We start from the raw sequence: 24830 nt of genomic DNA, 5'->3' as shown, positions 1-24830 counted from the left end.
GATAGGGTTTATTTCGCATGCAAACCTTTAAATTTTCTAAGCCTGGCTTTTAGAAAAAAGAAATAATCTCTACTATACTTGATATTGTATAATCTTAGCTTGATAGTGATGTGGCGGTACCCCATAAAGAAAATCTCCCGACTTAATAAGAGATGGCCAGTATAAAGATTTAGTTTGTGATAGGATATTAATAAATCAATATTCCAGGAGTTTTTTATGATAGTAGGTACTATAAGAGAAGAGATTATTTTATGAAAAACTATTAATGAGGATTGATTTCTTATCGGTACGTTACTAATTGTTAGGGTGCCAACATATGGTATCAAGTAAAGAAGAGTAATTCTTGTAATTACTCTTCTTTACTATTTCTCTATGAATCTATTGAACCCATTTAATAATGGGTTATACATAAAAGAAAAGATAATCGCCTTAAAATCGCAATCTCAGCGACCTTTTTTACGAAAACAAAGATCAGCATCAAACGAACCATAGAAGGTAAACAGGGCTCTACCGTTTTTTAGTAATATTAGTATTTCTTAAATACCAATAGCCGATCTGATTTTTTCTACCTCTACCTTACTTAAAGTTGTATGTTCACCCTTGAAATTTATGGCATTAGCGCCATTGTCATTAAAATATAGCATTACACTTAATGAAGGTAATCCTTTGTTACTATCGTTAATTTCAAGAACTAAATCTGGTTCTTTTCCTCTTACGTCAAAATCCTTATTAACATCCCATTTTTTTTCGTTTAAAACACCATTAATACTACGAATCTTTTTGTCATCATCTGTATTCTTGAATTGGATTTCGGCGTTTTCGGTGGGTTTTCCAACAGATAAAATAGTATTAGATGAATTTTCATTTTTACATGATGCTAGTACAAACAATAAACAAAATAATAATAAGAATCGAAGAATATCTTTCATATAATCACCTTCCTTTGGTTATATGTATGTTTTTTATACATATATTATTCGATTCTATCAATAGTAAACCTCTAAAATAAAAAGTGTGTTTGCTTCACCATTAGGAAGCGAACACACTTTTTCAATAATTAAGGGACTATTTTCATATATCCATATCCACTATTAAAATATTTGTAATGCTCATTGCTGTTTGATACAGAGTATCCCATAGTAATACTACCTGTATTTACACCCGCGCTATATGTCTTAGTTGTAGTACCATAATTAAAGAAATCTCCTATTACTAGATATTCTAATCCTTTTTTATCGTTATTCCATGCTTTTACTTCACCTGAAAATTGTTTAACAGTACCATATTGATCCTGTCTGTCTAGACCCGCATAATTGATGTTACCAATCCATCCGAAACTACCATCGCGACATTTTTCAACTATTGTAAGCAGATATGGATAATAGAATTTCCCTGTATCTAATTTCTTTTTTGCTTCTCCATAGCTACATGCTCCTAATGTTCTTAAATTATTAGGATTTTCAGTTTTTACCTCTTCAATGGATCGTCCACTATACTTAGCAATCCTCTCCATTGCTTCTTCGTAAGTTAAATCTTGAAATGTGGTGTTATTGTCAATAGATTGGATGTTACCTGCGGCAGCAGCAGGTTTAATTCCTATTAAAGACCAAACGAATACAAAAGCTAAGGCGAGACTAAATACAAAACGCATCTTTTTCATAAATTTTCCTCCCTTTTTAATATATTCCTTTTCATTGTAAAACATCTCCTAATAAAAAGGAATATATTGTAAATAATCCATCTATTAAAATCTATATGCTAGATTATTATAGGTGGCACTCTCACAAGAGATTCGGCTTTTCTATTTGGCCCAATACCAGTGTTCTTGTAACCAGGGGCAAAATAGAAGCAATTTAATAATGGATTGTACATAAAAGCAAAAATAATCGCCTTTAAATCACAATCTCAGCAACTCTTTTTCTTATCTCCTATTTAAAACAACGATTTGTATCCACTATAGGGGTATGTGTAGCAACCGAACAGGATAACGCAACAAGCATTAGCGGACATCATATGGTATAGCGACTCCATTAAGTTAACTTAGGTTAACTAGATTAACCTAAGTTATAATAAGGGTTTTGTGTGCATTTAGGTTAACTTAAAAGTTTAAATCCTCTGGATTTTGTTAATAATGGTGACATGTAAAGCAATAGGAAAAACACTTTAAGTAATACAAGGGAGATTCAAGACATGAATTGCTCTAATGAATTTGAAAGGCTATTAAAACAGACTTATAATACTAAACATGTACAATATGTTCCTCATGCTTTTTTAGGAATTCTTCAAGAGGTAATTTATAATTATGAACTGGACGGTAAACAAAAAGTCCCTATAAAAGCAATAACTAAATGCTTAAAATCAGCTGTAGAACACAGCAATAAAAAGGAAGGACCTCTAAATTGAAGGGCCTTCCTCTTTATTACTCATACTTATAGATGCTCATCGGCTAACTCTTGTATAACCTGCATTTCAGCTTTTTTTCTTAATTCTTGTAACTTTTTAAATGTAGCTTCTTTTTTTATTTCCGTTTTAGAATCTTCCATATCCTGAATCCAATTTTTCATCATATCCAAAGATCGCTTCTGTGATTCTTCAAGAATATAACTTTTATGCTCTTCTATCATCTTGTTTACATCTTTTTCCCATTGTTCGTCTAAAGACTTTTGAATTCTCCCAGGAGTTAAACCAAGATGTTCTAATAACCCAACACCTTTACCCCCCAAAACAAAACGTTCCATGGTATTAGTTATTTCTTTAATTTCAAGATTTTTATCCATTTGCTTATATTTAATATCAATAATTTTCTTATTCTCCTCCAAAACATCCCACCCTTTCATATCTTATTCATTAAAATTAAACGAATTTTCTTTCATTATAACAGAGAAGATGTACTTTACACCTCGAAACGATTGAATAATATTATTCAATTTTGTTATAATAGAGTTATATTTTTGAATAATATTATTCAAAAGGAGGGCATTATGACTACTATCAACGCTGTAACTCAGGAATTACATAAAGCATTCGAATTATTTAACGAACGATTCTTTGAAAACAAGCTCCCTATACCAGCAATTACAATTCAAACCTCTCGACATAATAAGCTAAGTATGGGATGGTGTTCGGTTTATCCTATATGGAGCGACAAAAAAGGGAATAACAAAAGATACGAGATCAATATTAGCGCCGAATATGTCGATCAAGATTTTTTTGAAACAATGGATACTCTTATGCATGAAATGGTGCATCTTTATAATATTGTTCATGATATCCAGGATTGCTCACGAAACGAAACATATCATAACAAGCATTTCAAAAACCGCGCTATAAAAAGTGGTTTTGAATACGAAGAGGATAAACCAGACCCTAAATATGGCTGGTCCTTTGCAAGACTTTCCCAACAAACAAAAGACATAATCTCTAAAATGGGTATTGATCAATCTGTCTTTTCAATTGCTAGGCGTCTTCCTAGATACTTGCAGCCATTCGAAAGCAACAATAACCTGGCCAATTTAAATATTGGAATTGATTCTGGTACAGATCAGGAATTTAATATGCCGGACTTACCAACTGTAGCAAAGAAAACCACGTGGAAATGGTTTTGTCCTAAATGTAGTGTTATCGTACGATCTACGAAACCACACGTTCATATTAAGTGCGGGGATTGTAACCAGACATTAATTGGTGAAGATGAATAATTTCCTCCAAAACCAAAGGAGACTTATAAACCAGACAACACATACATACAATTGCAATTTTTAATAAATTGATATAAAATATTTTAGTAATTACTCCAGTATTTTAATACTCAAAAATGAGAGTTCTCGAAAATTAGCCCCTTGGAGCGCACGCCAAGGGGCTAAAACATTTAAAAATAGTTAACCAATCGATTAAAATACCATATCGCACTCTCATGTGTAGTAATAAAATAAAAACCCGAGCTTAATATTAACAAACATGAAAAGCCAATACTAAATTTGTACGCTAAGGAATTGCTATCTTAGCAAAAAACGATTAATATGTTACTGATATCGGTAACATATTAATCGTTTTTTTATAGCCTGGCTAGACTTCTTTAAATTCATACCAGGCTATTAATGTCCCTACTTATTGGAGTATATTTTCTAAACAAGATAACAACTTTCCTTTTTCAATTGCATGAGGAAGCGAACAATCTGCACCCTTCTTTAAATCTTCATGTCTATACCGTACCAAAGAGTGTAATTTCACTTTAGGAATGCCTTGTTTCTTTAGATATCGATAAACTATTACTTTATATTGGAATTTCATATTAAGTTCTTCGACCCCATTTAACAAGTCTTTTACACTATATAATTTCGTAGGGAAATTGCTAACTTCAACTTTTTTTATGTCTTTACTTTCTAATGCTGACTTTGAATATATTTTTTTTGCTTGCTGTACTGCCACTTTTTCAAACACTTCTGAAATTGTTGTTTTATTTTTGGAGCTTTTGGCCATTTCATTTAACTTTTCTTTAGCTGCTGCGCTTAATTCATTTACATAATACCTTTCTCGATCAACTAATAAAACGGATTCGTTTAACAAAAATTGCTGAAAACCACTTCTGGAAAATAATTTACGTTTTGTAAATAAATGCGTATGTACCTCCTTCGTATCATGTTTAAACAAAGCTTTATTTGCTACTGAATTAATATATATATGATGAATATATGGAGCTATCTTTTCTTGAACATAATCGTAACTACAGCTAAGATATACCGCTATCTCATCAATTGTCATATTAAAATCCGACTCAATTAGCTCTAAATATGAATCCGCTATTTCCTCTAATGTAAGACCCCCACCAGGCACTTTAACTAAATATAGATTTTCCATGTATTTTCCACCACCCTTTACTAGTTATATAGTCTAACATACTAAATTAATATATGTTTCGTATATAGGTAACATATATTATATTTTTTATTCGATACTAACTGTTAAATGGTTTTTGTTTTTGAATTTTCTTTCAATTAGAGTTATACTAAGAAAAAGAGACAAGTCTCCTTTAGGCTATATTTATACAAAAACCAATTCTACCTTACGAGAATTGGTTTTTGTAATTTACCCCGCATTAACGGGCAGTAAAAGCCCGATTGGTTCAACTAATAATCATGCAACAAGTTTGCGGTTTACTATCCCTAATTTAAAAATTCTTCCCGTATTCACACAGCAAATGCCCGATTAGTAGTACAAATTGAAACACTCATAAAATAGTAATTCTTAAATATTGTAGAATGATCCCACAATCATACATATAAAAACAAGCATTATGATAGCTGATCCATAGAACCCATAAAACCAGATTTGATCTGAAGTATTTTGTTCAATACCAAAATAAGTATTTACCCTTTTATAATTAGTAGATATAAGATTAATAATTCTCTCCAGGGATTTCTCCTTAACTTTGGATTGTGCTAAAATAGATTCAGAAGATGTAATTTTAACCATTGGGTGTTTCATCGTCATTCATCCTTTCTAAGATTATATTTTCGTGTAGGAGGAAGGTGTTTTCCCATGCTGCCAGGCGCGGAAACATCTTTCTCTTTTGTTTTTTCTTTTAACCAACCTTACATTAAATCAATTAATGCAATTTATATTTTTTACGATCTAGAGAAAACAAAATCATAAAAGACATCAGCTGTATTTTCCAAGTTATATTGTGAAACATGCTTTTCTAACGCTTTCATCAACTGTGGTTTTTCATCTTGAAAATCAATTGCATAATCTATAAGAAAACTCCAGTTCCAGGATGGAATTGCTACCAAACAACTATGCTTCATTTCGTGTTCACAAAAATATACTGTAGGTGATCCATAGTTTTCTAACACTTCGAAATTTACAGCATCCATATTAATTCCCCCTCTTATTTGGATATTCTTGTGATTTTAAAATAATCCATGTCTTCCCTATTTTTCTAGCCATTATCTCTTGCCTTGCACATAAATTTTTAATATATCCGGCGGACAAATCCCATTGTTCCGCCGCTTCCTCTACTCCCATAACATCATCTAACGCATTTTTTCCATTTATATAATCTACAACAAACTGTCTTAACACTTCTGCTGGTTCAGTTGTCTTTTCATTAAAATCCTCCCAAAGTTCATCCGGCAATCTAAATTTTACCTGCATTAAAACCCTTCCTTTCAATTTCACAATTATATTTCCGTGCCAGCTCAGACGCATATTTTAAAGCTGAATGTCGTTCTCTACCCGAAAATGTCTCTTCATGTTCATATGAGCCATAAATCTTTTCATTTTCAATCCATTCCTTTGGTACAATTGGATGTAAGATTAGCTGCACATGATACATTACTCGATTATTAGAATAACCTCTACTTCTAGTAATTCTAACTATTTTTGTAAACTCTGTGTTCATGACAGTTTGAGCATGTTCAAAAATTCCCATTTGGTATTCTTTTAACTTCTCAATTATTTCTTCTAATCTTTTTATATCCCGTTCACACATGTCACTATACTGTCTTAAACGTTTTATATCATAAATGTGTTTGAATTTATCAAAATTTGCACTTATATACACTCGACATCCTCCTATTATGAGATTTAAGGGGCAACCCCCTTAAATCTCAAGCTTTGGCTTCGTTTTTCTAATCCGTTTCACTTCATGCATAGAGCGAATTTCATCAAGAGAAAATTCTTTTTTATGAAATTTCTTATACTCTCCTTCATACCAAAACCAAGCTTTTTTCCTGGATGCCCATTTAAACCCTAAATCTTTCAATTCTTTTTTCAATGAGTATGTATCCCCTGTGATCCAAATCCAAGTACCAATGATCTCAATTTCTAAATCATATTGAATCAATTTATCGATGATATCTCGATATGCTTTATTACTTCCTTTTCCACCATTTAATTGCTCAAATAGATCATCATATTCTTTTTTCAAATCAATAAAATCTTGATGGCTCCCACCCAAATCTGGATGATATTTCTTAGCTAATTTCTTGTACTCTTTTTTCAATTCTTCTACGGTAGCGACACTCTGAAAAAATCTCATGGTCAACATCTCCTTTTTAATGTGCGTTATCGCACTTTCTATAGCTATCTTAACATGCGTTATCGCACATTTCAATAGTTTTTTTAAAATCGAAAAATCTTTCTCTATTTCTAGCCACAATTTATTAAGAACCTGAATTTTCTATTTACAATAAAAATAACCACTCATCCAATAGTGTGAGTGGCCATTAAAACTACTATTTAACATTAAAAACCTCGCAATCCATAACGAGGTTTTTCATCACAAAACTTTATTTTCAACCAGTATTTCCATGTGCATATTGAACAATGACATCTTTAGTAAATTGAGAGGCTTCTTGATGATCGACCGAATTATGAGACACATTCAAAAATAACGTAAGAACCGTAACAACACTAACTAAGGTAACACTTATTTTTTTCATTTTAATGCCTCCTTTTTAAAAACCTCTTCATTAGCTTTATGACTAGAGAAGAAATAACAACTTGCTTTTTCAAAGTTATGTTCTTTATGGAATAAAACTGCTAGTACTTCAGTATATTCTTTCACGTATTCCCAAAGTTTCTCCCCTTCGAAATATTCAATACCCTCTAATACAATCTTTTCTAACTTTTCACCACTTAACCCTTTATTTAGTCCATCTAAAATTTTAAAGTGGTGTTGATACTCTATCAGCTCTAATTTATCGCAAATCTCCATACCTTTTTGTACGAGTACCGCGGCTAGTGAATTTTCATCTAATTTAAAATGTTCTTTTCCCTTAATATATATCGCTTTATAGTTTTCAGGCATATTTTCACATACCTCATTCAAATGACCGATAGCTAACTCCGAAAGATTTTGTCCTGCATACATTAAACCTAAATTTTGTTTTACAACTAACATACCGTTTTCATTTTTAACCTTTTTAAAAATATCCATTGCTGAAATATAAAGCTCTTCAGCTAATTCCCATTCTTTCAAATGTGTACAAGCCAACGCCATTAGGTTGTTGCAATAACCAATCTTCACTTCATACCCTTCATGCTCAGCAAATATTTCTTTTGCTTTTGCCGCTTGTTGGAAAGACACAAAAGCCTGATAGAAATGATATTGGAAAACAGCGTGATTATAATAAAACTCCGCCTTTTCAATTTCATCCGGAATACCTTTAAGTAAATTTTCTGCTTTTTCATAATGCTCTTTTGCTGCATTGTAATTACCAACCGCATTAGAGTAGATCGCTTTATAAAAATTATAATAATACGATAAAAAATCGTCAGTTGGTTTATCCAAAGCTTCAATTTGATCAAAACTATATTTCGCTATACTCAAATTATCGATTAAATATTTATAACCAAAATCAAGCAACGAATAATACAATAATAAATTTTGATCTTCTTCAATATTATTTATAGAACTCTCAATTTCTTTTTTTAATTTATACGCATTCGCAACGTTTCTATTTCGAATCTCAATATACCAGGCATTTAACAGTTCAGTTACTTTATTATTTACAGTAGTTTGAACATCCAATCCGCATCCCCCTTTTCCAAATTTATCTATATCTTTCCCCTCCCATACTACCACACAGCATTAACCTTTGTTATCTTCATAAACTTGAAATAAATTTTACAGATAATTCAGATAAATTATTATAGAGCTAACGTGTATTTTAATCAATTAAATGATGGATTGTACACAAAAGAAAAGATAATCGCCTTAAAATCGTAATCTCGGCGACTCATTTTTTATAAAATCTATATATTCCCCAATATTTAATATCATTCTTCAAAAGATAATACCTTTCAAAGTAAGTAAAGCCTTATAAAAAATCACTTCAACTGAAGCGATTTTTTATAACTTAGCAAAACTTTGTTTTCGTTGCTGCATGTATTTTTTTCTTCGCTCTTTCCAATTTCCAAAAACGTAATAACACAATCATAAACCCTATCGGACCAAATATTGGTGTCATTACAAAAAACCACCCCAACACTGCACCTTTCAAGAACAAGTAAATAAACCATGCCTTATCTGTCATCATAAATACTGTGTCTGAAAAAAAGAAAGTTTTTACTTCATGTGCAAATATCCTGGTAAAAAGAAAGAAAATCAAATTAATCGTCATTAAAGTAATCATACCTGTTTCATAAGGAGGAATTACCCACCTAAAAAACAAATAAATCAAAATCCCCCACATATATGTTTTAACGAGATAACGTGTATTAATAGCCTGACACGCCCTAAACATCATAAACACATTCCCCTACCCCCTTTACTTTTATAGATTTTACTTTATCCTTTAGAACTCCTTTTTTGAATCTCCCCTAAGATCATAATCCCTATACACATTGTCCCTGCTATCACTAATACAAAACCAATCCACCACAACACCATTTTCAACTCACTTATAACTTCTTCTCCTGGTCTTCCGGATGCCCAAAGACTATACATAACTGAAAGAATAAAACCTACTGGAAATATCAATGTATCAAATTTTATTTTCTTCATATATCTACCTATCCCCTCATCATTTCCCTTTTCCTTTTTGTCTTTTAGCCCGTTGCAAGGTGCTTACACTAATTCCTGTTATCCTCTCTACTTTTCTATAAGATTCTGTTTTTAATAAATTAAGAGCGTGTTCCATTTGTTCTTTATTATATTTCTTTGGTCGTCCCTCTCTAAAATTAGGATTCAACTTAGCAATTGCTTTTCCTTCTTGTGTACGTTCTACAATCATATCTCTTTCAAATTCAGCAAATGCACTCATGATGTTAAACATCAACCTACCGGTTGGTGTATCTTCAACTATTCCCATGTTTAGTATGTGAACTTTAACCCCTTTATCGAATAACATTTTAATTGTTTGAATTGCATGTTCAGTCGAACGTGCAAAACGATCTAATTTTGTTACAACAAGTGAGTCTCCTTTTTCTAGAACAGAAAGTAGTTCCTGGAATTTTGGCCGATCAAATTTTGTACCTGTAAATTTTTCAGAGTAAATTTTCTTACATTCTTCTTTTTCTAACATTTGAATTTGAGATTCCAAATCCTGGTTTAACGTACTGACTCTAGCGTATCCATATTTAACCAAAAAATCACCTATTCTACGTTCAGTTTTGACCATAAGTTTTGATGTAGGTCAATACACTGATTTTATCACATCTCGATAACATATTCAAAACTTTTAAGTTATGAACATGGTTTTTAAAATTATAAAACTTTCAAGTAAGCCAATAGATTATTTTTAAATGAAATAAATATAGAGAGAATTTTCGATATTTTAATTGTATGATAATAAGTATAAACATTTAGGAGGTAACACTATGAAACAACCTTTCCTTATTGGAGTGAATTTTAGCGACTATAAACCAGGTATGAAATTATACTTACATGAAGAATATGAATCTATACAAAAAGATACTATAGTTACAATTGAAGAAATGAATGGATTCAACAAAGAAGAGAACACGTTTAAATTCCCTTTAGGACAGGGAGAATTATTTTTCATTACTACAGATGGTGTGAAAATCATTTGGAATGAGGTTCCACTTGCATGTTATATCGAAAGGGACGAAACTATTTCATTCTTAGAGAAAATGTTTAATCATTACAAAGCAATGGCTGCTATCCATTTACAAGATCCATCTTATGAGTGGGATCAAGAAGATTATAATCAATATTTAGAAAGAAAACATGAAACTTTAATTGAAACCACATTAGAATATGAATATGAAAGAATTGAAAAAGAAAGAAATTCACTTTTAAAATGAAGACACACTGACATAAAACTTGATGAAGAAAAAGAATACGAGTTCTTTTTAAACAAATAAGAACTTGTACATAATAGATTTAAATTTAATTAACTTACATAAAAGCCCACGCTAACTCTTAGCGTGGGCTTTTTTCGTGTGTAAAATAGCAAACCTCTTAATCCCTCAACTAGACTACTTAATTTTCAACCAAACTGGACAATCCCCCAACTAGACTGCTTAATTTCTAACTAAACTAGACAACCCTCCAACTAGACTAGCAAAAGAGACTTAATGATTTTTACCTCCTGCCGCTTCAGAGATATATAGAAATCGCTGTCGATATTCACTATGTCTATCGAACTAGAAATTTTCATGACACCTGAAATTGACGATGACCTGAAATTGAATAAACACAGTGAAACAAAAAACTCACAGGAGGATAATTATGAATTTAAAGAACAAAATTAAAAAAACGAAAAATCATAACAAAAAAGGGGACAAAGCTTCACAAAAACACTTTATTAAAAAAGCCCTATCTAAATTTGGGGGAATCCTATTAAAACTAGCAGTAAAACACGTATTCAAATTTTTCGTAGAAGAAGCGCTTCATGATCACTTAGATTTCATATTTGAATTGCTTCGTCAATTTTTAGGTTTATAATCCATTTCCTTACAAAAGAGATAGCTATAATTAATTAGCTATCTCTTTTGTTTATATTCTTTTATTCTACAACAATTTTAAATTTTGCTCCGTCTGGTAATTTACTAACTTTACTACCCACATAAGAACCTGCCCCTCGATTATCTGAAGGCGTTATGTATTTAACACTCGCACCTGTTCCACCTTCAGCACACATCGCCATTGGATATTCATCGCGGTCATATCCTTTTTTCGTTGGTACATTTGCTAAAGACTGTTTCCTTCTTTCTGAAGCACCGTTACGATCTATAGTACAAATATCTGTTTTCCCTTTAGCAATTGCTCCTTTTATATGTGCTGCTGTCTCTGGAAACCTATCAGAAGGGAAATGTAATACTTCTTTCACTTCTCCTTTTTCAGCTGTATTTACACTATTTAAATCTAAATCTCCAAAGAAATATCCCGCAACGGCAACAAGTACCACCAATATACCACTAAGTAAACTTTTCTTTTTCATGCTCTTCTCCTAATCTAATGTTGAGTCTAATCATTTTCACCTTACCGAACCCCTAAAGATTCACTCCTGCAATTTCAAAATCATATTTCACATGTTCAACACCTAGCTCATGATTTGCAATTGCAATGTCCTTATAAGCTTCATTAAACTTTTCTTTTGAAGCAAAAGTAAATTCTTCTGTTACATCCCTATCCAGCTTTGGAGAGTTATAAATCACAATTAACTTATACATCCGTTTTCCTCCTATCTCATAATGAATTCAATATACATCACTGTTCCTTTTTCTTTTTATCCACTTCATACTCCACAGGAGCATCTATCGTGAAACTATTACTAGGATTCACTTTATACTCTATAGAGGACTTTTCTTTTTCACCTTTATACACTGGTGTTTTTTCAATTGTATAATCCGCATATGGCTTATACTCGCTATCTCTATACAATTTTAAATACTCAATGTAATTTTCTACTGTTGCTCTAGACCAATACGGAACACCCGATATAACAACATCTTCTTCAGCAAATTTCCCTCTCTTTCTATACGTGGCTACTTTAGCTTGTGTATAGTCCAAACCTGCATTTATCAATTCTCTTGCAAATTCACTTTGATTAACATACTCCGTACTAGACAAAATCAAATTATGACCTGTCCCTTGAAGTAAGTACGTATCATTCCGAAAATAACTAGCTATTAAATCTAATGCAAACGCCAATCTTTCCCCAACTAAATTTTGATATAACAAATTTATATCGAAACTATTTTCTTTTGGGTTTTCAAAAAACCAAATCAATTTTAAAAAAGTGCGTTCTTCTTCTGTTTCTAAAGACCGAAGGGCTTCATCGTGCGTAAAAACATTCTCATAAGCATTTAGTTTATCCTCTAACCAAGGATAAGAATTAAGAAGCAAACCTATTGTTTTAGACATAAAAACCTCTCCTTTGTTATAACGTATAACAAATATATCACGTATTGTTATACATTACAACAACAATTGTTATAATGTATAACAATTGTTGTTTTTGCAACCGTGGCAACGAAAAGAATCCCGTGAGGGATTCCGTTGACACTTCTTTTCAAAGGTGCGTAAGCCCTTTGAAAAGAACATTAAAAAGCCTGTGAGTACATTACATTTCGCAAGAGAAATATAATGACGCTACAGGCGTATTGTTTGTATACGAAGTATATAAACAATCAATTCCCAAAGGGCTCGATGCCCTTTGGGAATTGCATTCTTTAAAAAAGGAAAAGCGAAACGCTTTTATAAGCTTTTCCTTTTTTCATTCTATCGCTTGCGATAGAATGAACTCATTTAACAGGCTCGATGCCTGTTAAATGAGCATTCCGATGAAAAAAAAGAGAAGAAGAGAAGATTAACTTCTCTTCTTCTCTTTATCGTAGATATCCCTTCTCTCTCAGAGAGTAGAATCGCCCTGCATCGTTTACAATTAGACTGTCTAACACCTCGATACCTATCAGCTTACCTGCATCATACAAGCGTTTTGATACATCCTTGTCTGCATCAGAGGGAAGAACCATCCCTGAAGGGTGTTGATGTGCTACCACGATTGAAAAACTATTATTTAAAATAGCACTTTTGAAGACATCGCGGGGATGCACGACACTAGAATTTAATGAACCCACGTGACAACGATGTACTGCAACCACTTCATTTTGTGTATTCAAGCACATTACAAGGAAAATTTCACGGTCATCATCACCAATAAAATATGTAGCAATTTCTGCGGCTGTATCTGGTCCTGTAATCTTCTTTCTTGGAATATCCACCTCTTCTCTTACTTGTCTAATTTTTACGATTTCATATGTTGTTTCCATAGCTTATAACAGCTCCTTTCATTGTTCGGAATGAAAACAATTTTTGTGAAAAGAGTGGTCAAGGCGCGAACAAAGTGAAGCGTACAACGTATCAAAAAAAGATTAGGGAATCTTATAAAGCTCAATGATTTAGACGTTGTTACGAGTGTAGTTTGCGAGTTTACAACGACTTAACCTACTTAGCTTTATTAGATTCCCTTTTCTTTTTGCAGACCATTTACCACCTCTTATGAACAAAAATTATAATAAGGAGAACAAAGGAAGGACGGACTCCACTGTCCCTTAATGCTTACCGTTCAAAAATTCCAACGGAATTAGGTAAGCCATTTAGAAAAGTGCGCAAGCCTTTTCTAAATAAAGAAAAGAGCTTGTAACATATATCATTTCGTTAGAGAAATGATATGTGTACAAGCTCTTATTGTTTGTATGCGTAGCATACAAACAATCGGTTTATAGGTGGCTCGACGCCTCCTATAAACCGATTTCTCTTATTTAAAGCAGCAGCAGGAGAAACCCCTTTACATCATGGAAAGCGTATTTCTGATTCCTATTTCAACTTTTTCTTTACTCATATCAGACGAGAAGACCACTTTAACAAGACATTCATTATACTTATCCCGATTTGCTTCTACAGAGAACCTATGATTACCACGGTTAATATTGAAGTTACCCTCAAATGTCGCTGCTTCACGTATAGTATCAAATCTCACTTCAAAAAGTTCGCGCTGATCATACTGACTAAAACCTTTAAAATCCACACTTCGCATTCTATTCACCTACCCTTATATATAGTTATCCTGCTAATTAAATTTATACTATACATAAATGACAATCCCATAACAAAATAAAAACAACCGGATTACAAAATATAACAAATCATTTCCAATTGTTACAATTGGAAAACATCAATCTTTCTCACACTTTGCATTTAGAAAAACATTTGTTATAATTTTAGTAACTAAAAGAGTTATACCATTATTTTTTGCGTATATTAAAAGAAGAGATGCTGTCAACATCTCTTCTAGTAACTGATTACCGCAAGGCGGGACGGTTGCTAACGTTTATTTTCGTTTCGAACTGCCCTTTCGCTTGCCGGCTGGGGCGGTTCTTTTATTTTTTTTATTACTTAATTTCTTTGCTAACTCATTTGCACAAGCTGTCGCAAAAACTGTAAGAAATACTTTTACAGCATCATGTAATAAGGTAAGTAAAGAATCCATGCGGTCACCTCCTTCCTCTCTAAAATTAGAGAAAAAGGAACAGCAACCTCCCGCCCACGTTATTCAGTTGTATTACATTTTATCATAGTTCTAAATATAAAAATAGAAAATGTAATTCTTAATCTTTAGGCTCTACATCAATGTCATAACACCTAATATGTATAAAGGTTTTATCTTCCTTCGCTTCAACTCCAATAATTTTCCCCATTACTCCAACTAATTCTGTAGACTGTTTCCCACTTCTAATAAACCAAGTCAATTTTTTAAAACGTTTTTCCAATTCTGGGACACCGTTTAAATCTACTCTTAACTCTATTGATCCATAATCCTTGTAATGATCTTGTATATCAAAATACCCATATTTATCAAATGTAAAAAATTGTTTTTTATGTAAACGCCCTTTAATGAAAACTATGGAACTTACTATTTTTTCTTCAAAATCTTTCTGTAGCGCATCATATGTACCACGATAATAAAATTGTTTATTTTGAAGTAACTCTCTTATTACATTTTTCCGATGCTCTTCAGGACGATCAAAAGAAGTATGATAAAGTAAATCTGCTGCACTGTTCAGGGTAACTGTTTTTGTTTTGTTGGCATCTTCTATCGTTTTTACCGGACCTGATTTAACAGGGTTTACAATTTTAGATGGCACTTTTTTATCTTTTATACCAGCTTTATCATTACTTCTTTTTTCTTGATCGTGAAAAGAAGGTGGTTTCAATTGAACTTTTAGTTTTTTTCCTAACTTTCTAATTCGCTCTGACGTATCATCAACCGGAAGATAATTATCACAGTCTATATCATGCTCCGCATCTTTTGAAGGTAATCTATAATAAGGGCTTTCTCCCCCTGCATGAACCACTTGTGTATCACACTCCATACAGTAAAAAGAACCATTATTTTTCATATCCTTTGTAACATCATGACAATTTACTTCTGTTCTATTACGTGGATTTGCATAACTTCTATAATATGCATCTCTCATTGACTTACTTCTCCCCATCCAAACACCTCCAAGTTTGCTATTTATATATATATTAAAATCATAGCAAATTTGGGATTCTATGTCATTTTAAGCGTTTAGCAATCTCATAGATTACGGGAATACTAACCGAATTTCCGGCTTGTCGATACAGCTGCGTATCACTATTAACTTCCCTGGCTTTTTCGTATGCCCAAGTAGGAAACCCCTGTAACGCCCAGCATTCTTTCGGCGTAAGCCGTCTGATCCGTAAATCCTTTTCTACCAACCCATGATGGCAACTTGTAACCAATGTATGTGCCACTCCTTTCTTTACTCTTGCCCGTTTCGTTGTACTACCTAAATGTGAAATGTTTACGATATCTCCTGGTTCCGCTATCGAATATCCCTTTTTGGATGCTTCCTTAATTCTTACAAACATCTTTCTTTGCAATCGTCTTTCCATTCCAAATCACCACCCCGTGTCTATCTTGTGCCGTTATGGTATACATCGGCTCACCAATTTCTTTAATTCTCCTACCGTTTTGACGTTTTTTCACACGATCCGGTGTTAAAACCGCCTGCACCTTACGTTTTTGTACTTGTATTAATTTAGGTGCTTTATGATCACTTTGTGTCAATGTCGGCGCTAATCCTTTTGGATCATATACCACACGACTCATTCCTCTTCCACTAGGATTTACATTACCTAATCGTTGTATACGAGTCGTTGAACGATCGTATCCGATAGGAAATACTTTTCTGGTACGTGTTCCTCTAAGATGTCCAACAATAAAGACTCGTAATCTACTTTGTGGCACTGGTCGTTCTCCAATATCCTTGCTGTTAAGCAATTGCCATTCGACATCGTACCCCAATTCATCCAACGTGGAAAGGATTGTAGCGAATGTTTTCCCTTGGTCGTGCGATAGTAAATTTCGGACGTTTTCAAGGAATAGAAAACGTGGTTGGATTTCTTTGGCGAATCTAGCAATTTCAAAGAACAAAGTTCCTCTAGCATCTTCAAATCCCAGCTGTTTCCCTGCGATGCTAAACGCTTGGCAAGGGAATCCCCCACAAATAACGTCAATTTTCCCTCTGAACTTTCGTAATTCTTTGTTATTAACTTTTGTGATGTCATGCGCGCTCCACTCTCCTTCAGTTTGATGAATTGCTTCATACGATTTTCTCGCGTGCGAATCAATCTCTACGTATCCTAGACATTTATGCCCTGCTTGTTCCATCCCAAAACGGAACCCTCCCACTCCGGAAAATAAATCTAAAAATGTTAATGCCATAAAAAACACCTCTCTTTTATAATCAATTCACTTTTAAACAAACAAAAAGACTATGACTCCAGTGCACTTACCTGGTTCATAGCCTTCGGTTTTTCCGTTTCGGCAATTATTCAATTTGTGAACAAACAAAAAAGGTCACAAACCAAGCCTAATGGCTTAGTTCGTGACCTTCGATTTTTTCGTTTCGGTCAGCCTCATTGTCCTTATTTCTTTTGTAGAAACAGGGATTGAGTTGCAATATAGTATTTGAATTTCCCCATAACCGGAAGATGGCGGAGAAAGAAATGTTTGTTCACCATTTGGATTCACTATGTAAATGCCCTCGTTTTTCATTGATTCACCACCTATTCAGAACGTTTGTTCTTTAATATTTTACTATTTCCCACAAAGCATTACAAGGTCAATATATATAAAAAATCTTATATTACAACCATCAAATAATCGGGTCTAACATAAGATTAAATCTTTTTTCATAATATAAAAGTGGTTTTCTTTTCTGTATGAAGCACCTCTTCTTTTTAACGCCTTCACTCTGTTTATAATTCAAATTGAAGAACATATCCATTCTATATTTAGATCATACCGGAAATAAGATTATGATATAAAAATTAAAATAAAAAAGATTATAATAGTGTAACGAAGACAAGGCGAGTAACCTCTTTTATATTTAGATATGGATGAATACTAACTGCTATTATTCAATAAAATAAAAACAAGGACCCTTACTTAAGTAAGGGTCCTTGTTTTTATTTTATTGAATTAAGTACAACCTCACAATAATCACCTTTTCTTATTTCCAACTGATACCCTGCATCTTCTATAAGCTCATGCGTTCCTGCAAAATTGACTATTTTTCCTTTTAATAAAGTTGCATTTAATTGTTTTTGTGTGATTTCTTCAAGGTCATCATTTACATATCGATTTAAATGCTCTGCATAACCAGAAATCATGAGAATATAACTTTCAAATTCGGGATTTTCAATGACTTCCAGATCCAAACAGAAATCCAAAAGTCCCATTTCTTTTTCGAATAAAGGTAATCTTACTACTCCTTCATCGATTAATTTTCTAATTTGCTGTTCAGTATATGAGCCATTTTTGACATTGAATATTTTCATTGGCATATCCTTTCCCTCACTTCATTTTTTAAAGTATTGTTCTAGATCACTCAATTTGACCCTACCACTTTTATCAGCCATCGCCCTTATATCATCCAAATACATATCTTCTTCCACCTCAGCTTGTTTTTCATGCGCTCTACTTATTACACTTTTTGCCGGATAGAACACTTTACTTAACCCCGACAACTCTGAATACACCAAACTAGCTTGTTCCCTTACATATTTATAATCAAACAGTTCTTTTTTTACCTGGCCAATATCTAACTGGCCATTTTTCACAAGAATTTCCCTCCAAAAGCTTTCCCAACATTCTTGTACTTCTTGATTAACTGGCTCCAGTGGCTCTTTAAGCATTTCATTTTGTTGCTTTAAATCAATAATTCGTACTGTCAGTTCTAAAGCAACTTGTTTATTTGAAGTCTCATATCCTTCTAGTTCTTTAATTATTTTATTGTTCTCTTCAATTGCTTGTTTCCGTATTAATTCCATATCCATGCCCCACTTCCTACTTTGCCTCATTAATTTTTCCTCAACCTCTAACAAGTTACTAGTCATATTTTCATTCATTTCTTCTTCCTCCTTCATATTTCGGTTATATCCGCTTAAAGCCCTTATATAAAATCCACTCAATTATTCAATGATCTGATTTCAAATTTCTAACCTTACTCCATGCCATGAAATAGCATGTTGCAAATAATATAAATAGAAAAAGCATTAAGTATGCTAGAGCAAAAATTGCTTCAATTAAAGGCCTTTCATAAGCCCATACATTAAAAACAATACCTAATATGATACAAAGCAAAACTTTATAGTTATTATTTAAAGCTTTCATTTTCCTGCTCTCTTTCCTGAACTGTAATGTTTCGATTCACTCTCTCCCTATCTTGATGGGACATTCTATTAAACTTTTTTATTGCCTCTTCAACCGTTCCCGCTTCAACAGTCACTTCAAATACTCGAACCTCTTTATATGCCAAATTAAATTTTTTCATTTTAAAACCCTTTCCTAATTCCGTACTTTTACGGCCCTTCTGTTCCATTCTCTATTTTGAAATCATAGTTTTCTACAAACCAATTTTCATTTTCTAGTACCAAGCTTAATTTCATGCTATGATTCTCTTTTTTCTTCTCTCCCTCAATTGAAATTACATATTCATAATTGACAGTAACATCCGCTTTGTCTTCAGCTGAACGTGTATAGTACATATCTTTTACATTCGCTTTTGTCATGTAATGAATGGCTGCATCATCAATTTGCTTATGTGAATCTTCACCAGCATTAAACAATTTATTTTCCGCTTCTCCCTTAACTAATTTCCGTAACGCTTCAAGCCCTTTTTTCTCCTTATCATTACTGTCATACGTCATTAAAGTTTCTACAAAATTTTTGGCCACTATCTGACCTTTTTCTTGCGTATTTTCTTTTAAAACCTGTAAACGCTCTTCTAATTCTCTATTTTCATTCTTCAATTCTTTTATTTCAGCTGTAAGTTTTGTCTTCTGTTGTTTAGCTTCACCCTTTAGATCAGAATTACTACTCCATAGCGTCAAACTTGTAATACCCAACGCGATAATTGCGCCAATTTGTAATATTTGTTTCATTTGATTTCCTCCTTATTTCGGCATATACGGTGCGGGATCAACCTGTCCGAATGTAAATGATGTTTTGATTTCAAAGTGTAAATGAGGTCCTGTTACTTGCCCTGTCGCCCCGCAAACACCAAGTTGTTGACCTGCTTGGACCATTTGCCCTTGTTGCACCGAAAGCGCGTCCATATGGCCATACAACGTCCACAAACCACCTTCATGCTCTAAGACTACTGCATTCCCATACCCTCCAAATCCACTTCCACCTGCTCCAAATGCTGCAAATCCTACTCGTCCAGCCTTGGCCGCGCCAATCGCTGTCTGTCCTCTCGTACATGCATAATCAGTCCCCTTATGGATCGTTCCCCAACGTGGACCATATGGGCTGGTTACAAGTGGACTTCCTGGAATCGGTAAAACAAATCCATACGAGCTAGGATCACCCACATTCCCAACACCTCCGCTATCTGCTGGTGTACAGTTAAATGTAAGTCCGCCTAACTGCTGAGCAAACTTTGTAACTAAAGCTGGCCATAAACCATTTGTACCGTGCGGATCATTTGCCGCGCCCGGCGGTGCATACTTAGCACCAATTGCTTCAATTGTTGTAATTCCCATTCCGATATAATTTTTATATAAGTTACGGGCCATGCCGTTAATACCTTCTTCTAATGTCGCAAACTGAATAAAACCTGTCATATTAGTACTTGCGGGGTTCATTAATCCACCTGGATTGTTATATTTTTTCACAGCATTACTTGTACCGTTACCTGTTTCTAGCATCGCTATAGCGGTTAATAAGACTGGATCAATATTATTTTGTGTACCTGCATCAATAAAAGCTTGCCCCTTAGATGTAAACACACCCTTCAAGTGTGGGTCTAAATCCGCTGCGGTCAATTGTTTGTCCCCTGGGCGGCAAATTGTATTACCTATTAACCCGCCCCCACCACTTACTGGTTCTTTTTTTTCATCACCTAAAAGCATAAATAAGACGATCCCTATTAAAACAAAGAAAATTACAATTAGAGAAACACTACTAAACAAACAACCACTAACCATCCATAGTTTACGGACTTTACTTATTTTCGCTTTCTTTTTGGCTTCTTTTCCCTCTATATCCTCGTGCTCTAAATCCACGCTTCATGTACCTCCCTTACAAAAAAATGCCCCGCTATAAACTAGCGAGGCATTGTAACTAAATATATATTTTTATATTGTTTCTGTTTCTATTTTTATTTCATTTTCTTCAGCTAAGGTTTCTAACTCTACCTTTTGTTGTGTCGCATCTATCATAACTTCTTGCGATGCTGCTACTTCTGCTTGTGCGGATTCTATATGTGTTGTTTCATTTGTTCTATTTATTTTATCGGCTTGCGAAGACTCTACATGTTCTGACGGCTTCGCTTCCATCGCTCCCCCAATCTCTTGCGAAGCCCCTTGTCTTTGCAAGACTTGGCTCCCTTCAAAAGATTGACCTTTTACCTCTTGTTCTCCTAAACTATTTCCATTCATAGTTTGACCTTTTATCCCTTGTTCTCCTAAACTACTTCCATTCATAGTTTGACCTTTTATCCCTTGTTCTCCTAAACTACTTCCATTCATAGTTTGACCTTTTATCCCTTGTTCTCCTAAACTACTTCCATTCATAGTTTGTCCAGGGATCGAACCGGAAGATTCTAGCGAATCCGGGCTTGTCATCGTCAAGTCTCCCGAAGATTCGACGGATGCACCTTGGATATCATTAACGTTCATCGATTCATTATTTACACCCATTTCACCAGGCTCCGCTATATTAAATTCACCAACTGACGATACTTTTGTCGAACCATTTCCAATTGGACCTCCCTCTAAATTAAAACCTTCCGTTTTCGTCGAACTTTTTGCCTCCAACCCTTTTGTTGAAGTCAATTCCTTTCCATTCGTTTCATTTAATATAAATTCATTTTCACTCCCACTTTCCTGATCTATACCAGATGGATTAATTACCCCTTGTTTTTCATCCAATGGTGGTACAATCTCACCAGATTTTCCAGTTGAATTTGAAGTTCCTTCTGAAGAGTTCAGCTGTCCAACACTGGCAATTTGATTTGAGGCTCCTTCACTATTTTCAGTTTCATATTCCGAAACGTTATCTTGCTCTTGGTGTCCTGGTGTTTCTACACCTGATATTTCCATCTTCTCTTTTTGCGAGTCTATAGTATTTTCCTCCGTCGTCGCTAACCCCATTGCATTTCCTTCTCCATTTCCAGCTTCGTAATTAGAGGAATCATCTTGTTCTACCTGTTCGGGTGTTTCTACATCGGATACTTCTAGATTCTCTTTTTGCGAGTCTGTAGTACTTTCTTCTGTCGTCGCTAACTCCATTGCATTTCCTTCTTCATGTCCAGTTTCGTAATTAGAGGAATCATCTTGTTCTACCTGTTCGGGTGTTTCTACATCGGATACTTCTAGATTCTCTTTTTGCGAGTCTGTAGTACTTTCTTCTGTCGTCGCTAACTCCATTGCATTTCCTTCTTCATGTCCAGTTTCGTAATTAGAGGAATCATCTTGTTCTACTTGTTCGGGTGTTTCTACATCGGATAACGCTTCATTATTTTGTGCTGAATCCACTTCAGTTTCTTCAGTCGTTACTAAAACTTCACCGTTCCCTCCATCTTGTTCTGTTTCGTAATCGGAAGGATCATCTTGCTCAGGCTGCTTTATTTCTTCTACATCGGACAATTCCGAATCATTTTGGTTTTCACCTTCTCCTTCCTCTCTAATTTCTGAAAGTTCTTCGGCATTCTCTTCTCCTTCTTGGTTTTCGTACTGAGAAGGATCATCCTGTTCAGGCTGCTCTATATCTTCTACATCGGACAACTCCGGATTTTTTTCTTCACCATCATTTTCATTGATCGTTGCCAATTCCTCGTTATTTTCTTCTTGATTTTCTGTTTCATATTCAGAAGGGTCATCCTGCTCAACTTGCTCTTGAGCATCTGCATCCGATAATTCTGAATCATTTTGGTTTTCATCTTCTCCTTCCTCTCTAATTTCTGAAAGTTCTCCATCGTTCCCTTCTCCTTCTTGGTTTTCGTACTGAGAAGGATCATCCTGTTCAGGCTGCTTCGCATCTTCTACTTCAGATAACTCCGGATTTTCTTCTTCAACTCCTTCTAACGATGCAAGGTTATCCGGATTTTCTCCTTCTTGATCTTCTTGATACTCTTCTGTCTCTTCCTGCTCTGTATTTACAACCACTTCATCTTCAGCTTCATCAATTGTAGCTCTTTCTTGTTCTTCCTCATCTTGATTTTCTTCATCCTGATGTTGTCCTGTTTGTTCGTCTTCTTCACCAATACTTGCATATTTTGTTTTTTCTTCTTCACTTTCTCCTGAAACTTTCTCTTCATCCAGGGTAGCTTGTTTTGTTCCGCTTTCATCAGCTGTATGTTCAGAAGGATCATCCCCCATATAATTTGGATCAGAATCTCCAAACATATCTTTTGCTCTTCCTACACCTGCATTAATACCATCCATTGTTCGATTAAATCCATCCTTTGTTTTGCCAGCCATATACTCTAAATCCGTAAATGAATTATACGCAACCTTCGATTTACGGAACGCCGCTTTGATGTTATCTCTAAAGATATAACAAAGGACAAATACCAGAATCTGAAGGATCATCGTCATTAAATAGCCAGATGTTCCCGCTTCCGGAAGGTCATATAACAGCCCAGCAATTGAAAATAGAATAATCACAATGAGTGACAAGAAAATTTTTGCGGCTAACGGTTTAACCCATTGTTCAGCCCAACTAATTAAAACGCGCCTATTTTTCGGTAGTAACGCAAAAGCCATCGCTATTGGTCCAATAATACTCATTACCATAAACAACAATTGGCACGCTACTATCAGCAAGCATATAACTGCTGTTGGAGCTCCTGCAAAAGTATTTACAATGTAGTACATAAATGTAAATATCAATCGCTCCCCTACCGACTCATTTGTCATCATAAAATTCTTATGTTCTTTAACATCTTCTGTTACTAACTTAACCCTATCTTCCCCAGGTGGTGTATTGATTAGTTTATTTACCCTCTCTACACCAATAGTATCTAGTGAATCTTGACCATATTGTAAGTACAAATAAGGACGTTCCACCATCAATTCCCACATTTGTGCTTTTACATTCGCTATAGCCCGACTTTTTGTTTGCCCTGGATTCCCATGAATCGTTCCGGTTGTCTTACTTAAAACTTGAAGACTAATTTCAGAACTAATTGTATTCATTCCTTTCAGAATCACTGGTGCATTTGCGATGTAAACCAATATCCCTGCAATAACACACACTACCTTAAATAATTCACTTATCCCCTTTGTCATTTGTCTTTTTACAAAAAACAGATAAATAAAATATATAACAGATAAAATACATGTCATTTTAATAATCGACGGGAATAAACCTTCACTTTCAAATTCCGGTTTACTTCCAATCCCCGCTATATTTTGCATTGCTTTACCTAACTTATCTGCAACGACATCGATAATATCTAAACTGAAGGATTGTTCTACTATAAATAACAATATTTTTGTCAACCAAACCCCAAACTGGAACATTAATGAAACTATCCATTGACCAACTCCATTAATTTTCCGCTGTATATCTTTCCCCACAGAATCATCACCGAACACATAGCCCCAAGCCTTTGAGAAAAAGCCTTTTTCATCGTCTTTATGTGGTGCGGTATCTATCTCATAATGAACATTCTCAAAATCTTCTTGTTTAGATTTATCAAACAAGTATGTGTGGCATCTCAATCCGTAAGGATTGAGGTAGCCACTACCCATTTCGGGTGCGATAGGTAAGACTTTGAAGTAATCTCCACCTTTTCCCCCGCCCCACACCGTACGT

The 24830-nt window shown here is 34.2% G+C and carries 34 protein-coding genes; 4 read left to right on the top strand and 30 right to left on the bottom strand.

Features of this window, described 5'->3' with window-relative positions; genetic code table 11:
• Nucleotides 1-536 precede the first annotated feature (536 nt).
• Nucleotides 537-929, bottom strand: coding sequence for a hypothetical protein (locus MR168_RS23395; protein WP_242291525.1), 393 nt, complete (start codon nucleotides 927-929; stop codon nucleotides 537-539).
• A 128-nt stretch (nucleotides 930-1057) separates the two neighbouring features.
• The gene (locus MR168_RS23390; protein ID WP_242291524.1) at nucleotides 1058-1660 is read right to left on the bottom strand and encodes a hypothetical protein; all 603 of its coding nucleotides are present in this window, start codon (nucleotides 1658-1660) and stop codon (nucleotides 1058-1060) included.
• 530 nt (nucleotides 1661-2190) lie between these two features.
• Here MR168_RS23390 and MR168_RS23385 point away from each other — a divergent pair.
• The gene (locus tag MR168_RS23385) at nucleotides 2191-2403 is read left to right on the top strand and encodes a hypothetical protein (RefSeq protein WP_098376473.1); all 213 of its coding nucleotides are present in this window, start codon (nucleotides 2191-2193) and stop codon (nucleotides 2401-2403) included.
• Between the two features lie 26 nt (nucleotides 2404-2429).
• Here MR168_RS23385 and MR168_RS23380 read toward each other — a convergent pair whose 3' ends face one another.
• Nucleotides 2430-2837 (bottom strand): hypothetical protein, encoded by a 408-nt coding sequence (locus tag MR168_RS23380; protein WP_242291523.1) that lies wholly within the window; start codon nucleotides 2835-2837, stop codon nucleotides 2430-2432.
• Between the two features lie 144 nt (nucleotides 2838-2981).
• On the opposite strand from MR168_RS23380, the gene MR168_RS23375 reads away from it, so the two are divergent.
• Nucleotides 2982-3698: a SprT-like domain-containing protein gene (locus tag MR168_RS23375; protein ID WP_242291522.1), complete on the top strand. Its 717-nt coding sequence runs from the start codon at nucleotides 2982-2984 to the stop codon at nucleotides 3696-3698.
• A 409-nt stretch (nucleotides 3699-4107) separates the two neighbouring features.
• Here the strand turns inward: MR168_RS23375 and MR168_RS23370 are convergent, their stop codons facing one another.
• The 11 genes from MR168_RS23370 to MR168_RS23320 all read right to left on the bottom strand — a co-directional run bounded on the left by MR168_RS23370 (nucleotide 4108) and on the right by MR168_RS23320 (nucleotide 10124).
• A complete protein-coding gene (locus MR168_RS23370; protein WP_242291521.1) occupies nucleotides 4108-4857 on the bottom strand; it encodes a hypothetical protein in 750 nt (249 codons plus the stop codon).
• A 387-nt stretch (nucleotides 4858-5244) separates the two neighbouring features.
• Nucleotides 5245-5484 (bottom strand): DUF3961 domain-containing protein, encoded by a 240-nt coding sequence (locus tag MR168_RS23365; protein WP_242291520.1) that lies wholly within the window; start codon nucleotides 5482-5484, stop codon nucleotides 5245-5247.
• A gap of 140 nt (nucleotides 5485-5624) precedes the next feature.
• Nucleotides 5625-5873, bottom strand: coding sequence for a YueH family protein (locus MR168_RS23360; RefSeq protein WP_098376478.1), 249 nt, complete (start codon nucleotides 5871-5873; stop codon nucleotides 5625-5627).
• A gap of 1 nt (nucleotide 5874) precedes the next feature.
• Entirely contained in the window at nucleotides 5875-6153 is a 279-nt protein-coding gene (locus tag MR168_RS23355) for a helix-turn-helix domain-containing protein (protein ID WP_242291519.1), read from the bottom strand.
• Nucleotides 6137-6562, bottom strand: a complete 426-nt coding sequence (locus MR168_RS23350) for a hypothetical protein (RefSeq protein WP_242291518.1) — start codon at nucleotides 6560-6562, stop codon at nucleotides 6137-6139. Before MR168_RS23350 ends, MR168_RS23355 begins: the two co-directional genes overlap by 17 nt.
• A 39-nt stretch (nucleotides 6563-6601) precedes the next feature.
• Complete coding sequence (locus tag MR168_RS23345; protein WP_242291517.1) at nucleotides 6602-7039, bottom strand: molecular chaperone DnaJ; 438 nt, start codon at nucleotides 7037-7039, stop codon at nucleotides 6602-6604.
• Nucleotides 7040-7295: 256 nt separating this feature from the next.
• The gene (locus MR168_RS23340) at nucleotides 7296-7442 is read right to left on the bottom strand and encodes a hypothetical protein (protein ID WP_176522328.1); all 147 of its coding nucleotides are present in this window, start codon (nucleotides 7440-7442) and stop codon (nucleotides 7296-7298) included.
• The gene (locus tag MR168_RS23335) at nucleotides 7439-8533 is read right to left on the bottom strand and encodes a response regulator aspartate phosphatase (protein ID WP_242291516.1); all 1095 of its coding nucleotides are present in this window, start codon (nucleotides 8531-8533) and stop codon (nucleotides 7439-7441) included. The genes MR168_RS23340 and MR168_RS23335 overlap by 4 nt, the downstream gene beginning before the upstream one ends.
• 328 nt (nucleotides 8534-8861) lie before the next feature.
• A complete protein-coding gene (locus MR168_RS23330) occupies nucleotides 8862-9257 on the bottom strand; it encodes a hypothetical protein (protein ID WP_481747028.1) in 396 nt (131 codons plus the stop codon).
• Between the two features lie 35 nt (nucleotides 9258-9292).
• The gene (locus MR168_RS23325) at nucleotides 9293-9508 is read right to left on the bottom strand and encodes a hypothetical protein (RefSeq protein WP_098376481.1); all 216 of its coding nucleotides are present in this window, start codon (nucleotides 9506-9508) and stop codon (nucleotides 9293-9295) included.
• A 19-nt stretch (nucleotides 9509-9527) separates the two neighbouring features.
• Nucleotides 9528-10124, bottom strand: a complete 597-nt coding sequence (locus MR168_RS23320) for a recombinase family protein (RefSeq protein ID WP_176522329.1) — start codon at nucleotides 10122-10124, stop codon at nucleotides 9528-9530.
• A 199-nt stretch (nucleotides 10125-10323) separates the two neighbouring features.
• Between MR168_RS23320 and MR168_RS23315 the strand changes: the two genes are divergently transcribed.
• Nucleotides 10324-10770: a hypothetical protein gene (locus tag MR168_RS23315; protein ID WP_242291515.1), complete on the top strand. Its 447-nt coding sequence runs from the start codon at nucleotides 10324-10326 to the stop codon at nucleotides 10768-10770.
• A 427-nt stretch (nucleotides 10771-11197) separates the two neighbouring features.
• Nucleotides 11198-11413: a hypothetical protein gene (locus MR168_RS23310; protein ID WP_242291514.1), complete on the top strand. Its 216-nt coding sequence runs from the start codon at nucleotides 11198-11200 to the stop codon at nucleotides 11411-11413.
• 61 nt (nucleotides 11414-11474) lie between these two features.
• On the opposite strand, the gene MR168_RS23305 is transcribed toward MR168_RS23310, so the two are convergent.
• The 16 genes from MR168_RS23305 to MR168_RS23230 form a co-directional block, all read right to left on the bottom strand.
• Nucleotides 11475-11909 (bottom strand): NucA/NucB deoxyribonuclease domain-containing protein, encoded by a 435-nt coding sequence (locus tag MR168_RS23305; RefSeq protein WP_242291513.1) that lies wholly within the window; start codon nucleotides 11907-11909, stop codon nucleotides 11475-11477.
• A gap of 52 nt (nucleotides 11910-11961) precedes the next feature.
• Nucleotides 11962-12141, bottom strand: coding sequence for a hypothetical protein (locus MR168_RS23300; protein WP_000277427.1), 180 nt, complete (start codon nucleotides 12139-12141; stop codon nucleotides 11962-11964).
• A gap of 37 nt (nucleotides 12142-12178) precedes the next feature.
• Nucleotides 12179-12835, bottom strand: a complete 657-nt coding sequence (locus tag MR168_RS23295; RefSeq protein ID WP_210370733.1) for a hypothetical protein — start codon at nucleotides 12833-12835, stop codon at nucleotides 12179-12181.
• A gap of 464 nt (nucleotides 12836-13299) precedes the next feature.
• Complete coding sequence (locus MR168_RS23290; RefSeq protein WP_000450570.1) at nucleotides 13300-13743, bottom strand: JAB domain-containing protein; 444 nt, start codon at nucleotides 13741-13743, stop codon at nucleotides 13300-13302.
• A gap of 518 nt (nucleotides 13744-14261) precedes the next feature.
• The gene (locus MR168_RS23285; RefSeq protein ID WP_242291512.1) at nucleotides 14262-14510 is read right to left on the bottom strand and encodes a hypothetical protein; all 249 of its coding nucleotides are present in this window, start codon (nucleotides 14508-14510) and stop codon (nucleotides 14262-14264) included.
• 294 nt (nucleotides 14511-14804) lie between these two features.
• Nucleotides 14805-14963 (bottom strand): hypothetical protein, encoded by a 159-nt coding sequence (locus tag MR168_RS23280; protein ID WP_000377756.1) that lies wholly within the window; start codon nucleotides 14961-14963, stop codon nucleotides 14805-14807.
• Between the two features lie 118 nt (nucleotides 14964-15081).
• Nucleotides 15082-15969, bottom strand: coding sequence for a hypothetical protein (locus MR168_RS23275; protein ID WP_242291511.1), 888 nt, complete (start codon nucleotides 15967-15969; stop codon nucleotides 15082-15084).
• 64 nt (nucleotides 15970-16033) lie between these two features.
• Entirely contained in the window at nucleotides 16034-16393 is a 360-nt protein-coding gene (locus MR168_RS23270) for a DNA cytosine methyltransferase (RefSeq protein WP_242291510.1), read from the bottom strand.
• The gene (locus tag MR168_RS23265; protein WP_242291509.1) at nucleotides 16353-17225 is read right to left on the bottom strand and encodes a DNA cytosine methyltransferase; all 873 of its coding nucleotides are present in this window, start codon (nucleotides 17223-17225) and stop codon (nucleotides 16353-16355) included. The genes MR168_RS23270 and MR168_RS23265 overlap by 41 nt, the downstream gene beginning before the upstream one ends.
• A 156-nt stretch (nucleotides 17226-17381) precedes the next feature.
• A complete protein-coding gene (locus tag MR168_RS23260) occupies nucleotides 17382-17558 on the bottom strand; it encodes a hypothetical protein (protein WP_000786997.1) in 177 nt (58 codons plus the stop codon).
• 413 nt (nucleotides 17559-17971) lie between these two features.
• Entirely contained in the window at nucleotides 17972-18349 is a 378-nt protein-coding gene (locus tag MR168_RS23255; protein WP_242291508.1) for a hypothetical protein, read from the bottom strand.
• Nucleotides 18350-18364: 15 nt separating this feature from the next.
• A complete protein-coding gene (locus MR168_RS23250; RefSeq protein WP_242291507.1) occupies nucleotides 18365-18913 on the bottom strand; it encodes a hypothetical protein in 549 nt (182 codons plus the stop codon).
• 248 nt (nucleotides 18914-19161) lie between these two features.
• Nucleotides 19162-19338 (bottom strand): hypothetical protein, encoded by a 177-nt coding sequence (locus MR168_RS23245; protein WP_000714368.1) that lies wholly within the window; start codon nucleotides 19336-19338, stop codon nucleotides 19162-19164.
• A 28-nt stretch (nucleotides 19339-19366) separates the two neighbouring features.
• Nucleotides 19367-19948, bottom strand: coding sequence for a hypothetical protein (locus MR168_RS23240; RefSeq protein ID WP_000809633.1), 582 nt, complete (start codon nucleotides 19946-19948; stop codon nucleotides 19367-19369).
• Nucleotides 19949-19960: 12 nt separating this feature from the next.
• Nucleotides 19961-21073: a peptidoglycan DD-metalloendopeptidase family protein gene (locus MR168_RS23235; protein WP_242291506.1), complete on the bottom strand. Its 1113-nt coding sequence runs from the start codon at nucleotides 21071-21073 to the stop codon at nucleotides 19961-19963.
• Between the two features lie 72 nt (nucleotides 21074-21145).
• Nucleotides 21146-24823 carry a CD3337/EF1877 family mobilome membrane protein gene (locus MR168_RS23230; protein ID WP_242291526.1) on the bottom strand — a complete coding sequence of 1226 codons (3678 nt, stop codon included), beginning with the start codon at nucleotides 24821-24823 and terminating at the stop codon, nucleotides 21146-21148.
• Between the last annotated feature and the right edge of the window lie 7 nt (nucleotides 24824-24830).

Origin of the sequence: Bacillus cereus group sp. BfR-BA-01356 (genome assembly GCF_022663635.1) — a bacterium.
Classification (GTDB): Bacteria; Bacillota; Bacilli; order Bacillales; family Bacillaceae_G; genus Bacillus_A; species Bacillus_A cereus.
Note: the sequence above shows the minus strand (reverse complement) of the source record. Positions and strands in the feature narration are given on the sequence as shown.